13 protein-coding genes are annotated in these 15074 nt (G+C 43.1%); 11 read left to right on the top strand and 2 right to left on the bottom strand.

What is annotated here, in order from left to right; all coding sequences use genetic code 11:
- Positions 1 to 129: 129 nt before the first annotated feature.
- On the bottom strand, positions 130 to 1389 hold the full coding sequence (locus DW650_RS02760) for a chloride channel protein (protein WP_118209010.1): 1260 nt from the start codon (positions 1387 to 1389) through the stop codon (positions 130 to 132).
- Positions 1390 to 1701: 312 nt separating this feature from the next.
- Here DW650_RS02760 and DW650_RS02755 point away from each other — a divergent pair, with 312 nt between their 5' ends.
- The 8 genes from DW650_RS02755 to DW650_RS02720 all read left to right on the top strand — a co-directional run bounded on the left by DW650_RS02755 (position 1702) and on the right by DW650_RS02720 (position 11283).
- Positions 1702 to 3147, top strand: coding sequence for an ABC transporter substrate-binding protein (locus tag DW650_RS02755; protein ID WP_117919079.1), 1446 nt, complete (start codon positions 1702 to 1704; stop codon positions 3145 to 3147).
- A gap of 286 nt (positions 3148 to 3433) precedes the next feature.
- Positions 3434 to 4276 (top strand): carbohydrate ABC transporter permease, encoded by an 843-nt coding sequence (locus tag DW650_RS02750; protein WP_118209044.1) that lies wholly within the window; start codon positions 3434 to 3436, stop codon positions 4274 to 4276.
- Positions 4276 to 5142 (top strand): carbohydrate ABC transporter permease, encoded by an 867-nt coding sequence (locus DW650_RS02745; protein WP_015520530.1) that lies wholly within the window; start codon positions 4276 to 4278, stop codon positions 5140 to 5142. The genes DW650_RS02750 and DW650_RS02745 overlap by 1 nt, the downstream gene beginning before the upstream one ends.
- A gap of 86 nt (positions 5143 to 5228) precedes the next feature.
- On the top strand, positions 5229 to 6248 hold the full coding sequence (locus tag DW650_RS02740) for a LacI family DNA-binding transcriptional regulator (protein WP_117919081.1): 1020 nt from the start codon (positions 5229 to 5231) through the stop codon (positions 6246 to 6248).
- 30 nt (positions 6249 to 6278) lie between these two features.
- Positions 6279 to 7808, top strand: a complete 1530-nt coding sequence (gene malQ / locus DW650_RS02735; protein ID WP_117919083.1) for a 4-alpha-glucanotransferase — start codon at positions 6279 to 6281, stop codon at positions 7806 to 7808.
- Positions 7809 to 7970: 162 nt separating this feature from the next.
- Positions 7971 to 8903 carry a diacylglycerol/lipid kinase family protein gene (locus tag DW650_RS02730; protein ID WP_118209009.1) on the top strand — a complete coding sequence of 311 codons (933 nt, stop codon included), beginning with the start codon at positions 7971 to 7973 and terminating at the stop codon, positions 8901 to 8903.
- 76 nt (positions 8904 to 8979) lie between these two features.
- Positions 8980 to 10551, top strand: a complete 1572-nt coding sequence (locus tag DW650_RS02725; RefSeq protein ID WP_118209008.1) for a stage IV sporulation protein A — start codon at positions 8980 to 8982, stop codon at positions 10549 to 10551.
- An 84-nt stretch (positions 10552 to 10635) separates the two neighbouring features.
- Entirely contained in the window at positions 10636 to 11283 is a 648-nt protein-coding gene (locus tag DW650_RS02720; protein WP_118209007.1) for a YczE/YyaS/YitT family protein, read from the top strand.
- Here DW650_RS02720 and DW650_RS02715 read toward each other — a convergent pair.
- Positions 11176 to 11847, bottom strand: a complete 672-nt coding sequence (locus tag DW650_RS02715; protein ID WP_118209006.1) for a hypothetical protein — start codon at positions 11845 to 11847, stop codon at positions 11176 to 11178. The genes DW650_RS02720 and DW650_RS02715 overlap by 108 nt on opposite strands.
- 203 nt (positions 11848 to 12050) lie before the next feature.
- Here DW650_RS02715 and DW650_RS02710 point away from each other — a divergent pair, with 203 nt between their 5' ends.
- The 3 genes from DW650_RS02710 to DW650_RS02700 all read left to right on the top strand — a co-directional run bounded on the left by DW650_RS02710 (position 12051) and on the right by DW650_RS02700 (position 15069).
- Positions 12051 to 12887 carry a purine-nucleoside phosphorylase gene (locus DW650_RS02710; protein ID WP_118209005.1) on the top strand — a complete coding sequence of 279 codons (837 nt, stop codon included), beginning with the start codon at positions 12051 to 12053 and terminating at the stop codon, positions 12885 to 12887.
- A 68-nt stretch (positions 12888 to 12955) separates the two neighbouring features.
- Entirely contained in the window at positions 12956 to 14257 is a 1302-nt protein-coding gene (locus DW650_RS02705) for an amidohydrolase family protein (RefSeq protein ID WP_118209004.1), read from the top strand.
- Positions 14258 to 14313: 56 nt separating this feature from the next.
- Positions 14314 to 15069 carry an MBL fold metallo-hydrolase gene (locus tag DW650_RS02700; RefSeq protein ID WP_118209003.1) on the top strand — a complete coding sequence of 252 codons (756 nt, stop codon included), beginning with the start codon at positions 14314 to 14316 and terminating at the stop codon, positions 15067 to 15069.
- Positions 15070 to 15074: the final 5 nt, after the last annotated feature.

Here is a 15074-nt window from a genome sequence, read left to right as displayed (position 1 = left end):
CAATGGACTCTTGGATATAAGGCTTATATTACTTACAAGTGATCAATATACTTTAAAAATATTCTATATCGTCAATAAAAAAGGCAGATCAATTTTTCAAATGGATTGATCTGCCTTTTAAATATAGCGTTATTCCGTCCGCTTATTGATATAATTGGTCTTATATTTTGAATAAATGATCTTCTGGCTGTGATACAGTCCGAAATAGCCGGAAAGCATATAACTGAAAGCAACTGCAAGTAAAAAATATGGCATTCCATCATAACCAAACAGCTCAAAACTGATCAGAAGAGAGGTGATCGGGCAGTTGGTCACACCGCAGAAAACAGCGGCCATACCGACGGCTGTGCATAGAGTGGGTGAAAAACCAAGCAGGTTTCCAAACAGGCATCCAAAAGCTGCACCAGTGAAGAAGGAAGGCACGATCTCACCGCCTTTATAGCCGGCACCAAGTGTGGCGGCTGTAAAGATCATTTTCAGTAAAAACGCTTCCGGGCGTACGGTGCCGTCAATGCACTGTGCGATGATATTGACACCGGTGCCGTTGTAATTCTGGTTACCGACAAGCAATGTCAGCACGATCACGATACATCCACCAACGAAAACCCTTACATAAGGATTCTTGAAAAAATGTTTATAAAGAGCTTCGGACTGGTGCAGCATCACGCAGAACAGGATACTGATACCGGCGCAGAGGATTGCCAGCACGGAGATGCGGACGGCGTTGCCGATTCCGAAGGAAGGAATCGAATCAATGAGAAAAAGTTCCTGCGAAATCCCAAAAGAAACGGCAATCCCATGCGCAACAAGGGAAGAGATCACGCATGGAACCAGTGCAGCGTAATACATAATGCCGACGCTGACAACTTCCATGGAAAAAATAGCAGCAGCCATAGGTGTGCCGAACAATGCGGAAAAACAGGCACTCATACCGCACATGATCATAATATGTTTGTCCTTGTCGTCAAAATGAAACAGTTTACCAATTCCGTTACCGATGCTTCCGCCAAGCTGCAGAGCAGCACCCTCACGGCCTGCAGAACCGCCGAACAGATGTGTGATCAGTGTGGAGATAAAAATTAACGGTGCCATTTTAAGCGGCAGATTATCGTCAGAATGGATCGCAGAGATTACGAGATTTGTTCCTGTGTCATGTTCGTCATGCAGCAGACGGTAACAGCCAACGATCACGAGACCTCCAAATGGAAGCAGAAAAATAAGCCATGGATGTTTGATGCGGATGAGTGTAACTAATGTCATACCAAAATAAAATAATGTTCCTGCACCGCCGGCAACAACACCGGAGATGATCGCAAATAAAATCCATTTAATAGAAGTTTCCACGCGCTTTAAATTATGTTTTATCTTATGTCTGATGATTTCTTTCATAATAATCCCCATTTCTGAGCAACTTGCTGCGAAGAGATGCCATCACACGAGTTCTCATTCTGAATAATTCCTAACAAAATCTTAGCATTTTCCTTCCTTTTTTACAATATAAAACAATAACAAGTGCAATATGCACAAAAACAGGATGCAATATTTATATAAAACATTGAAAATGTCAAAATGGTATTGCGTTTTTTTGAATAGCGTCCTATAATCTGACTATCAAATGAAAACGTTACCGGTAGCATTACCGCAAACAATACCGGAAACGTTCCATAAGATACCATACACAATTTCAGGAGGGTAAAAAAGATGAAAAGAAAAGTTTTATCAGTGATGTTAGCATCCGCTATGTTAGCAACCATGTTTGCAGGATGTGGTAACGGAAATACGGGAGATGCTTCCGGAACAGCAAATGCTGGAAACAAGACAGAAGAGGCTGCAAAGACAACCGAGGCATCTGATGCAGAAAAGACTGCAGACAGTGCATCAGGAAGCGGTTCTGTATATTATCTGAACTTTAAACCGGAGCAGGATCAGGCATGGCAGGATTTAGCAGGTATCTATACAGAGCAGACGGGTGTGCCGGTAACAGTTATCACCGCAGCAGACGGTACATATGAGCAGACATTAAAATCTGAAATGGCAAAGAGCGAAGCTCCTACATTATTTCAGGTAAATGGACCGGTAGGACTTGCAAACTGGAAAGATTACTGCTATGACTTATCTGACAGCGAGATCTGCAAACAGCTTTCAAGTGAAGATTTTGCATTAAAGAATGATGCCGGCGAGGTTTCCGGTGTCGCATATGTGCTCGAGACATACGGTATCATTTATAATAAGAAGATTTTAAATGATTACTGTACCATGGATAACGCAGTGATTTCTTCTCCGGATGAGATCAACAGCTTTGACAAATTAAAAGCAGTGGCAGATGATATTCAGGCGAGAAAAGATGAGATCAACAGCCAGTTCGGATACGATCTTCAGGGTGCATTCACATCCGCAGGTATGGATGGATCTTCTGACTGGAGATTTAAGACACATCTTGCAAATCTTCCAATTTACTATGAATACAAAGACAAAGGCATCACAAGCACAGATGCGATCGAGGGAACATACCTTGATAATTACAAACAGATCTGGGATTTATACATCACAGATTCTACCTGTGAGCCGGGCGTCCTTTCAAGCAAAACAGGTGATGAAGCTGAGTCAGAGTTCGGTATGGAAGAAGCAGTATTCTATCAGAATGGTACATGGGAGTATGGCAATCTGACAAACGAGGATAATGGATATTTAGTAACAGCAGATGATATGGGCATGATGCCAATTTACATTGGTGCTCCTGGTGAAGAAAATCAGGGACTCTGCACAGGTTCCGAAAACTACTGGTGTGTAAACAAACAGGCTTCGGAGGAAGATATTCAGGCAACACTTGATTTCTTAAGCTGGGTAATTAATTCGGATGAAGGACGTGACTCCATGGCGCATGTAATGGGATTTACAACACCATTCTTAACATTTACCGGTGACTATGTAGCTGACAACGTATTCATTCAGGATGCAAACCAGTATATTGCAGATGGCAAGACTCCTGTTTCATGGAACTTCTCAACCATTCCTTCTGAGACATGGAAAGATGGTGTTGGTTCTGCATTACTTGAGTATGCACAGGGTACCGGTGACTGGGATGCAGTTGTAAGTGCATTCGTAGACGGCTGGGCAACTGAGTATGCAGCAGCAAACGGACAGTAAATAATAACTCCTCTTTTAGAAAATAGTAAATTTGTGGTTACTGTTCACTCGCAAGCTTGACACTTGCTGTCAAGCTGTGCGCCAAAGACTATATTATGCCAGATTACAGCCCCATGCATCGAAGATGCATTTAAAATGGGCTGTAATCGTTACTGCTCACACAGTATGTGTGAACAGTAACAATTTGTGCGGTATCTGTGCCGATACCGCACAAATCATATATAACAGAAATTTTCTGAAAGAACTGAATTTAGAGATTGAACGGATTTATGAGAGGTTAAAGACTATGGAGAAATCAATAAAAAAATATTTTCCAATTTTTGCGCTCCCGACTTTAGTGGCATTTACCATAGGTTTTATAGTTCCTTTTCTTATGGGTATCTATTTATCATTTTGTGAATTTACCACAGTAACGGATGCGTCCTTTGTCGGACTGAAAAATTACCTGCGTGTATTTACCGATCCAACATTTGTACATGCGCTGTGGTATACCGCATTATTTACAGTGGTATCAGTGCTTACAATCAATGTATTTGCATTTACCATAGCGATGCTTTTAACAAAGGGAATTAGGGGAACAAATGTGTTCCGAACCGTATTTTTTATGCCAAACCTGATCGGAGGTATCGTTTTAGGATATATCTGGCAGATCCTTTTAAACGGAATTCTGGCAAACTTCGGAAAAACATTGACCTATTCTTCCTCATATGGTTTCTGGGGACTGATCGTTTTGATGAACTGGCAGCAGATCGGTTATATGATGATCATTTATATTGCAGGTATCCAGAACATTCCGGGTGAACTGATCGAGGCAGCAAAGATGGATGGTGCAAACAGCTGGCAGCTGTTAAAGAAAGTAACAATTCCGATGGTTATGCCATCCATCACGATCTGTACATTCCTGACACTGACGAACTCCTTTAAGCTGTTCGACCAGAACCTTGCATTGACAGCAGGAGAACCGTCAAACAATTCACAGATGCTTGCGTTAAATATTTTTGATACATTTTATGGAAGAAATGGATGGGAAGGTGTCGGACAGGCGAAAGCGGTGATCTTCTTTATCATAGTGGCAGTTATCGCACTGGCACAGAACCGTCTGACCAGAAGTAAGGAGGTACAGCAGTAATGGCAAAACAGACAGACAATCAGGTAAGTGCAGTAAGGCGTGCAAAACACGGATGGATACTGACACTGTTTTTCAGCATTTTAGCTGTATTTTATCTGTATCCGATTTTTTTGGTGTTGATCAACTCGTTAAAGAAAAAAGGATTTATTATGAAAAGTCCTTTTGCACTTCCGGATGAGCGTTCTTTCTTCGGTATGACAAACTTTGTAAAGGGAATTGAGAAGACGAATTTCTTTGCAGCGTTCGGTAACTCGGTTATTATCACGGTAGGTTCCGTGGCAGTGATCATATTCTGCACATCCATGTGTGCATGGTTTATCACCAGAGTACATAATAAATTTACCATGGCACTTTACATGTTATGTCTTTTCTCCATGATCGTGCCGTTCCAGATGGTAATGTTCCCGTTATCTAAGCTGGCAAACATGATGCATTTGAGCAACCCGATCGGTATTATATTAGTATATCTGGGATTTGGAGCAGGGCTTGCGGTATTTATGTTCTGTGGATTTGTAAAGAGCATTCCGTTAGAGATCGAGGAGGCCGCCATGATCGATGGCTGTACACCCATCCAGACCTTCTTCCAGGTCGTATTCCCAATCATGAAACCAACGGTTATCACGGTTGCAATCTTACAGGCAATGTGGATCTGGAATGATTATCTGTTGCCGTATCTGGTACTTGACCTGAAAAAATATAAGACGATCCCGATTGTAATCCAGTATTTAAAAGGCGGTTACGGTGCGGTAGACTGGGGTACCATGATGGCGATGCTGGTACTCGCAATCATCCCGATCATCATTTTTTATGGAATCTGTCAGAAATATATTATTGAAGGAGTAGTTGCAGGAGCGGTAAAAGGCTGATATATTATTAAGAAATGTATATTTTTTGTTGAAATTTGACAAAAATTCAAATTTTACGAAAAAATACGAAAAAATAGTAGACAGGAATGAAAAATATGGTTACGATAAAAGACATAGCCAGGGAATCAGGATATTCCGTCAGTACCGTGTCACGTGTGCTGAATCACAGAAATGATGTCAGTCCGGATGCAAAAAAGAAAATCGAAAAAGTAGTCGCAGCGTATAATTTTGTGCCAAACAATAACGCGAAACATCTAAAACAGAGTAATTCCAAATCCATTGGTGTGCTGGTAAAAGGTATCCAAAATATGCTTTTTGCCAGCATCGTCGAGGAAATCCAGCGGATGATCGAAAATACAGACTATACGCTGATCGTTTCCTATCTGGATGAAGATGCAGATGAGGTGGAGCAGGCAGTCCTGCTCTGCAGGGAGAGGAAGCCTCTTGGGTTGCTCTTTTTAGGAGGTAACCCTGAGTACTTTAAAAAAGAATTTGCACAGGTGGATGTACCGAGTGTACTTGTAACAAACCTTGCAGATCAGATGAACTTCCCGAATCTTTCTTCTGTTGCGACAGATGATATTGCTGCTGCAAAATGTGCAGTGGATGCATTATTTGATGCAGGGCATACAAAAATCGGTATTTTAGGTGGTGATATTGAAAAATCATACACCAGTCATCAGCGGTTTATTGGCTGTCAGCAGAGCTTTCTTGAGCATGATATGGTGTTTGTGCCAGAGAAAAGTTACGAAAAAGCACGATTTTCCTATGACAGTGCATATCGTGCGATGAAACGTCTGATTGCACGATGCCCGGATATCACAGCGGTGTTTGCTATGTCAGATGTCATGGCAATCGGTGCGATCCGGGCATTGCGGGATTTAGAATACCGTGTGCCGGAGGATGTGTCGGTTATCGGATTTGACGGAACTGCACTGGCAGAATATTACAATCCAAAACTTGCAACGATCAAACAGCAGTATCAGACGCTTGCAACCAGAAGTGTTGAGATCCTGTTTGGACAGATTGAGTTAAAAAGGAGTCAGATCCATGAGATCGTCTCGTTTGAACTGGCGAGTGGAGAGAGTATTCAAAAAATCAGGTAACACATATAGATAGTAGGAGGAACAAATATTATGAGGACCAGCGGTGTGCTGATGCACATATCTTCCCTGCCGTCTCCTTACGGAATCGGTACTATGGGAAAAGAAGCAAGAAAATTTGCAGATTTTTTGAAAAAGGCAGGTCAGAAATACTGGCAGATCCTGCCAATCTGTCCGACCAGCTACGGAGATTCCCCGTATCAGTCTTTTTCCAGCTTTGCAGGTAATCCTTATTTTATTGATTTAGAATATCTTTGCAAAGAAAAATTACTGACAAAAAAAGAATGTGAATCATTTTCGTGGGGAACCAATCCGCAGTATGTGGATTATGGTCAGATGTATGTCTCACGTTATCCTTTGTTAAAGAAAGCATATGACAGGTTCAGGAAAAATGAGCCGGAAGATTTTGCAGCATTCTGCAAGGATGAAGCAGAGTGGCTGGATGAATATGCACTTTTTATGGCATTAAAAGATGCTAACGGCGGTGTTGCATGGTTTGAGTGGGAAAAAGACTTAAAAACCAGAAAAACGGAAGCCTTAAAAGAAGCGCGGGTTACCTATGCAGAAGATATTGCGTTTTATAAAATGTTACAGTATCTGTTCTTTAAACAGTGGTGGGATTTAAAAGCGTATGTCAATGATCTTGGCATTGAGATCATCGGTGACGTGCCGATCTATGTTGCCGGAGACAGTGCTGATGTCTGGGCAAATCCGGGACAGTTTTATCTCGATGAGGAGTTAAATCCGATCGATGTAGCAGGCTGCCCGCCGGATGCATTTTCGGCAGACGGACAGCTCTGGGGTAATCCGTTATTCCGCTGGGATGCTATGAAAAAAGACGGCTACAGCTGGTGGACGAAGCGTGTAAAAGCAATGTCAAAATTATACGATATCGTTCGTATCGATCATTTCCGTGGATTTGATTCTTACTATGCGATTCCGGCAAAAGATGATACGGCGAGAAATGGTGAGTGGAGAAAAGGTCCTGGCATGGATCTGTTCCGTACGATGGAGAAAAAACTCGGAAAGTTAAATATCATCGTGGAGGATCTTGGTTTCCTTACACCTTCCGTTTTAAAACTGGTAAAAGATTCCGGATTCCCGGGAATGAAAGTCATCCAGTTTGCATTTGACTCGAGAGAGGGCAGCGACTATCTGCCGCACAATTATGAGAAACACTGTGTTGTTTATACCGGAACACATGACAATGATACGTTGATGGGTTGGATGAAGACGGCTCCGAAGGCAAGTGTCAAATTTGCAAAAGAGTACTTGAATCTCACGGAAGAAGAAGGGTTTAACTGGGGGATGATGCGCGGTGCATGGGCATCAGTCGGAGATATGGCGATCGTTCCGATGCAGGATCTGATCGGAATCGGTTCCGAGGGACGTATGAATACACCATCTACACTCGGCGGTAATTGGGAGTGGAGAGCAACTTCAGACCAGATCACCGGAAAACTTGCAAAACGTCTTTATAAATATATGGAAATGTATGGACGACTGAACAAGGAGCCGGAAGAAGAGGCAGATGAAGCAGAAGTGCCTGCAGTGGAAAAATAATAAATCAAAGTGTTTATAAGTGAAAAAGGTTTTTGGGGATCTCAGCATGTAGCAGGCTGTGATCCCCTTTTTATATTGTGGGTTCCTTTTTGTCGGAAAATGTTTTAAAATAACATTCATAAAGGCAGAAAATGCCATAAAAATATTATACGTGGGGGCTACATGCTGTATTTTATTGTCAATGAAAAGTCAAAGAGTGGAAATGCAAAGCAGATCTGGAAAGATATAGAGGAAGTGCTTAAGGTAAGAAATGTTTCTTATCAGGTATTTGTATCCGAGTACCGTGGACATGCCGGAAAACTTGCGGGCGAGATATGTGCCATGGATGATGACGATATCTGTCTGGTTGCAGTCGGTGGAGACGGAACGGCAAATGAGGTGATCAATGGGATCACAGATTTTGAAAAAGTACGTTTCGGAGTGATACCGACCGGTTCCGGCAATGATCTTGCCAGAGGATTAGCACTTTCGAAAGATCCGAAAAACGGAATTGTACATATTTTAAATGCAATGAAAAAAACACGTGAGGATACCTGGTGTATGGATTTAGGTGAGGTAATCTTTGGTGATAAAAAAAGACTGTTTGCCATCAGTTCAGGAATCGGGCTTGATGCCTTAGTCTGTAAAAAAGCATTAAAATCAACGATTAAAGATATTTTAAACAAAATCCGGCTTGGAAAGCTGACATATCTGGTTTTGACAGTACAGTCTTTATTTACGATGCAGACCGCAGATATGGAAATTGTTTTTGACAAAGAGGAAAGCATACAGAAAAAAAGAATGATATTTACCGCGGCAATGAATTTTAAGGCCGAGGGAGGCGGTGTGCCAATGGCACCGGCAGCATCTGCCTGTGATGGGAAACTGTCATTCTGTGAAGCAGCAGGAATCCCGAAATGGAGAACGTTTCTCTGCCTGCCATTTCTGGTGGCAGCGAAACATACCTCTATTCATGGGTTTTCAGTGACGGATGCAAAAGACTGCACGATACACTTAAGCCGTCCGATGGTTGTGCATGCAGATGGGGAATACTGTGGTGAAGTTGCGGAAGTCCATTTCCGTTGTCTGCCGGGAAAACTTTGCGTGCTCAAATAACGGGATTTGGTATGCTGCCGTCATAAACAGGCATTCTTCTTCATAAAATGTTACAACATATGGAGGAGAATATCTGATGGAACATTTCAGTGATAACAGAGAATTTGACTTATACCGGGATATCAATACCCGTACCAATGGAGAAATTTACATAGGAGTTGTAGGTCCGGTGCGAACCGGAAAATCCACGTTCATTAAGCGTTTTATGGATCTGATGGTACTTCCTTTTATGGAAGATGAACATGCGAAAGAGCGTACCATGGATGAGCTGCCACAGTCCGCAGCAGGAAAAACAATCATGACGACGGAACCGAAATTTATTCCACAGGAAGCAGCAGAGATTGTTTTGCCGGAACTGTCATCCGGCAGCACCGGCATGTCACAGCCGGCACTTCCACAGTCTGTACTGCAGGGGACTGCAATACAGGGAGCTGCCGCACAGACGAAGATAAAGGTACGTCTGATCGACTGCGTCGGATTTATGGTGGAAGGTGCATCCGGGCATATGGAGGGAAATGAAAGCCGCATGGTAAAAACGCCGTGGTCAGAGCAGGAGATTCCTTTTACAACAGCGGCATCAATCGGTACCCAGAAAGTGATCCGGGATCATGCAACGATCGGAATTGTTGTGACAACCGATGGCTCGATCGGGGAACTGCCACGCAGTGCGTATGTGAAAGCGGAAGAACAGACAATAGATGAGCTGAATGCGATTGCAAAGCCGTATGTCATTCTGTTAAATTCGCAGAAACCGTACAGTGATGAGACAATGGAACTGGCATCAGGTCTGAAAGAAAAATATCAGACTGCTGTTTTACCTGTGAACTGTGAACAACTGCGGAAAGATGATATTGTCCGTATTTTAGAGAATATCCTCTGTGAGTTTCCGGTGACACGTGTCGAATTTTTTATTCCGAAATGGACAGAAATGTTAAAGCCGGAGCACCCGATGAAAGCGGAGATCATTAAAACTGCCACAGGGATTTTAGACAGCATGCATAAGACGGGAGATGTAAGGGCACTTACGTTTACGCCGGAGCAGTATGTATCACAGATCAAGATCGACGAGACGGATCTTGCAACCGGGCGGGTGACGGTGCGGATGGACTTAGACGATAAATATTACTATGAAAATATGAGTGAACTGACCGGTGTGCCGATCGCAGGCGAATACGAGCTGATTTCTATGATAAGAGAAATGGCAGGACAGAAAGAGGCTTATGAAAAAGTGTCAGATGCTTTTAAATCAGTACAGGTAAAAGGCTATGGGGTTGTCAGTCCGGGACTTTCCGATATTCAAATGGAAGAGCCGGTTCTGATCCGGCATGGCAATAAATTTGGTGTAAAAATGAAAGCGGTATCACCATCGATCCATATGATACGCGCCAATATTGAAACTGAGATCGCACCGATCGTCGGAAGTGAGGAGCAGGCAAATGATCTGATATCCTATATTAAACAAGGACAGCAGAGTAAAGAGGGCGCATGGGAAACAAATATTTTCGGTAAATCGGTCGGAGAACTGATGGAAGATGGCATCCGCAATAAAATTGCAATGATGGATGATGAATGTCAGATGAAATTGCAGGATACTATGCAGAAAATTGTCAATGATAATAATGGTGGCATGGTATGCATCATCATTTGATGCGGTATTATTATTCATGATCGTAGAATGTTCATGGAGTGTACATTATATAGACGAAAAATAAGAGAGAAAAGAGAAGAACAGATGAAAAAATTCATTCAGGGAATGTATCAGAAAAAGAATTTTGGACTAAGACTGACAGCGGTGACCTTAGCAGTGATTGTAATGGGATTTTCCTTGTCATTGCTGGTACTTGTGGATCTGGGAACAGATCCGTGTACCAGCATGAATCTTGCCATTTCTGAAAAACTGGGGATGGGAATCGGAAACTGGCAGGCACTGCTTAATACGGTCATATTTATTTTTGTCATTTTTTTAGGCAGGGAAAATATCGGATTTGGAACACTTGCAAATATGTTTCTGGTCGGCTATTCGCTGCAGTTTTTTTCCTGGGTATGGGAAAAGACATTGCCGGTGGGATTGTTTGACTCGATGGCAGTGCGCATTTTAGTACTGATTCCGGCATTGGCGATATTTGTTGTGGCGGCAGCAGTGTATATGGATGTAAAATTAGGAACAGCACCGTATGATGCGATTGCATTTATCATTGCAAAATGGGTGCCGAAGGTGCCGTTTCGGCTAGTGCGGATGGCATTTGACTTTACTATCATCGTGATTGCATTTTTATTTGGTGGCAAGATCGGAATCGTAACGATCCTGATGGGATTTACCCTTGGACCGGTCATCGGTGCTGTCGGTGAAAAGATCAGCCGGTTTATTGAGTGTGACTAAAGGATCAGATTTATTATCATCGGATGATTTTTGCGGGAGATGCTGGTATTTCCCGCTTTTTTGAAATTCGTTGTAGGCATCCTGATAAGCGGCGACAATGTATTCTTTCATGGGATCCTTGTCACTCACCATCGCCATGGTATCTGAAAATACTTTGGCAGCATCTTCCTTGCTTTTACAGTGTTCTAACTGCTGTTCAAGAGAGTCGCGCATCGCCTGGATTCTGGCTGCCTGCATATAGAGCTGGGGATCTACTGCCTGAAGAAAACGCATTTCTTCTTCGGTCAGTTTTTTCCCGCTTTTTAATTTTGCCTGGATCCTTGCTAATTCTGCCTGCTTTTCCTCGTCGGTCATACCGCAGGCGGGGCTTAAAAGCTCGGAGATGTTCTGCGTCAGGTCAAAGGCATCCATGCCGGAAACACTGCCTGCATTTAAAATATTATCACCGGAAGAAAGACCGATGGAAGATTTTGATAAACGGTCTGTAATCTGATCGACCACATTCCTTTTGCCGGAAGATGGGTTTAAAATCTTTTTTAAACCGGAAAGATTGAACTGAGTCATAAATTTTCTCCATTCCTATGTTGTTTTCTTACAAAATATATCGGGGAAAATCAGCTTTTGTTTAGGATGGAGATTGGATTTTATGATTTCTTCTGTTATAATCGAAAATGACAGTGTTGCGAACAACAAAAAGAAAAATGGGAAGAATATAATGAATCCTGAGTTGACAGAAAATAGAGGGCAGGCAGAAGAATGGAGGTATTATGAATCCTTTATATGAAAAATTATTAAAATGCTATGATAGTTATAAGTCAAAAATTGATTTCACTCCAAAGGTGGCATTGATCTTAGGTTCCGGTCTTGGCGATTATGCGGATGATATCCGCGTGGTGGACACGTTAGATTATCGTGATATCGAAGGCTTCCCGGTGTCGACGGTTCCGGGGCATAAGGGCAGATTTATCTTCGGATATGTGGATGATGTTCCGGTTGTGTGCATGCAGGGGCGTGTGCATTATTATGAGGGATATGAGATGAGTGATGTTGTACTGCCGGTACGTCTGATGAAAATGATGGGCGCAGAGGTACTGCTCCTTACGAATGCTGCAGGCGGTATCCAGCTTGGCATGCGTGCCGGAGATTTCATGCTGATCAAAGACCAGATCGCAAGTTTTGTACCGTCACCGCTCAGGGGAGCCAATATTGAGGAACTCGGTGTGCGTTTCCCGGATATGAGCCAGATCTATGACTTAGATCTGCAGGAGACTGTAAAACATACAGCGGCAGCACTTGATATCCAGATCAAAGAGGGGACTTATATCCAGCTTTCCGGACCGCAGTTTGAGACACCGCATGAAGTCGCTATGTGCCGCACATTAGGTGCCGATGCAGTCGGCATGAGCACTGCCTGTGAGGCGGTCGCAGCAAAACATATGGGAATGAAAGTGCTTGGAATTTCCTGCATTTCCAACCTTGCAAGCGGGATCTCGGCAATTCCATTATCCCACGCGGAAGTCCAGGAGACAGCGGATGCCGTTGCTCCGAAATTCAAGGCACTTGTGACCGGGACGATCAAAGCAATCGGGGCACAGCAGAATTAAAGTTACTACGATTCAGCAGATCAAAAGATATGATCCGTTGAACAAAGACAATAAGAAAAGAGGAAAAAATGAACATACGTTTCTACAATGCAAAAATATTAGTACCGGCAGAAAACCACAAATTTCAGATCACAGAGGGCGAACTCTGGGTAAAAGGAAAAGAGATCTGCTACATCGGAGACGGTAAGACCGGCATCGATGCAGTCTGCCAGAATGGTGAGGCTTTCGTATGGGAGCGTGAGATCGACGCAAAAGGCAATCTTTTGATGCCTGGATTTAAAGATGCACATACGCATACAGCGATGACATTTTTACGTTCCTATGCAGATGACCTGCCGCTGCAGGACTGGCTGAACAAACAGGTATTTCCGAAAGAGGGACAGCTTACGGAGGATGATGTATACTGGCTCAATATCCTTGGAATCATGGAATACTTAACCAGCGGTATCACGTCCAACTTTGATATGTACTTCTTCCCGCCGGTCGATGCAAAGGCATCGGTAGATACCGGATTCCGTACCGTTCAGACCAGCGGATTGAACAACTTTGGTGGCACGGTAGAGTTGATGGAGGAAAATTATCACATTGTCAATGAGATGAGTGACCTGACAAGCTTTATCGTGGGATTTCATGCAGAATACACGACATCAAAAGAACTGATGGAGGGCGTGGCAAAACTGGCACAGAAATTAAAATCCCCGGTATGGCTGCACAATTCCGAAACAAAACTGGAAGTGGCAGAGTGCAAAGAGCGCTGGGGTATGACACCGACACAGCTTACGGATGCACTTGGTATGTACGAGTACGGCGGCGGCGGTTACCACTGTGTATGGTTTGAGGATGCTGATTTTGAAATTTACAAGAAGAAAAAACTGACAGCAGTGACAAACCCGGCTTCCAACTTAAAACTTGCTTCCGGTATCTGTCCGACCAGACGTTTTGTGGATGAGGGAATCTCCATGGCGATCGGAACCGATGGCCCGGCAAGCAACAACTGCTTGGATATGTTCCGTGAGATGTTTTTGACATCCGCACTTGCAAAGGTGCGTGAGATGGATGCAGAGTGTGTCAGTGCAGATGAAATTTTATACATGGCAACCACAGGCGGTGCACATGCCATGCAGTTATTTGACTGTGACAGCCTTGCAGTCGGCAAAAAAGCAGACCTTGTCATGATCGACTTAAATCAGCCAAATATGCAGCCGGAAAATAATATCGTGAAAAATCTTGTATACAGCGGCAGTAAGCAGAATGTAAAACTGACCATGGTAAATGGAAAAATTTTATACGAAGACCAGAAATTTGACATCGGATTTGATCCGGCAGACATTTACCGTCGTGCAAATGAGATCATCCGTCGGATGAAATAAAAATACATGCTTTGCAGATATTCGGTTGCTATGAATAAAAAGTCAGAAGGAGAAATATGCAGGTAATATTTATACATCACAGCTGTTTCCTTGTTGAAGTAGATGAAAAAGTACTGATTTTTGACTGGTTTGCAGGAGACAGGATCAAAGGATACACATTTCATGGAGTGATTCCGGAATATGAACCGGACACGCCAATTTATGTGTTTGCAAGCCACAAACATCAGGACCACTTTGATATGGATGTGCTGCACTGGGCAGAAAAATATAAAAATATTCATTATATTTTTTCGAAAGACTGCAAAATGAGTCAGCACTTTCTGGAGAAACATGGCTTTTCGGATGATATCAGGGAGAAGATCACCTATGTTTCGGCAGGAGAAAAATACCAGGTGGATGACGTGAAAATCGAGACATTGCGGTCAACGGATGCAGGTGTTGCATTTTATGTGGAGACGCATGGTGCTACATTTTTCCATGCTGGTGATTTAAATGACTGGACATGGGAGGGCGCGGGAGATCTGATCAATGGCAGGATGAGAAGGGAATACCGGACGCAGATCAAAAAGCTGGCGGGAAAACCCATCAATCTTGCGTTTGTCCCGATGGATCCAAGACAGGGAGCCGATCAGGAATCTGGCATGGATTTCTTTTTAGAGACAACATCTGCAGAATATGTATTCCCGATGCATATGTGGCAGGACTATTCCCATATCCCGGTTTATAAAAAGAAAATATGGAATCCGGGGATGGCAGAGCGTGTGGTTGACATCACACATGAGAATCAGGTTTTCCTGATTGAGGAACAGTAGTGTTA

The organism is Roseburia sp. AM23-20 (assembly GCF_003470905.1).
GTDB lineage: Bacteria > Bacillota > Clostridia > Lachnospirales > Lachnospiraceae > Roseburia > Roseburia rectibacter.
Note: the sequence above shows the minus strand (reverse complement) of the source record. Positions and strands in the feature narration are given on the sequence as shown.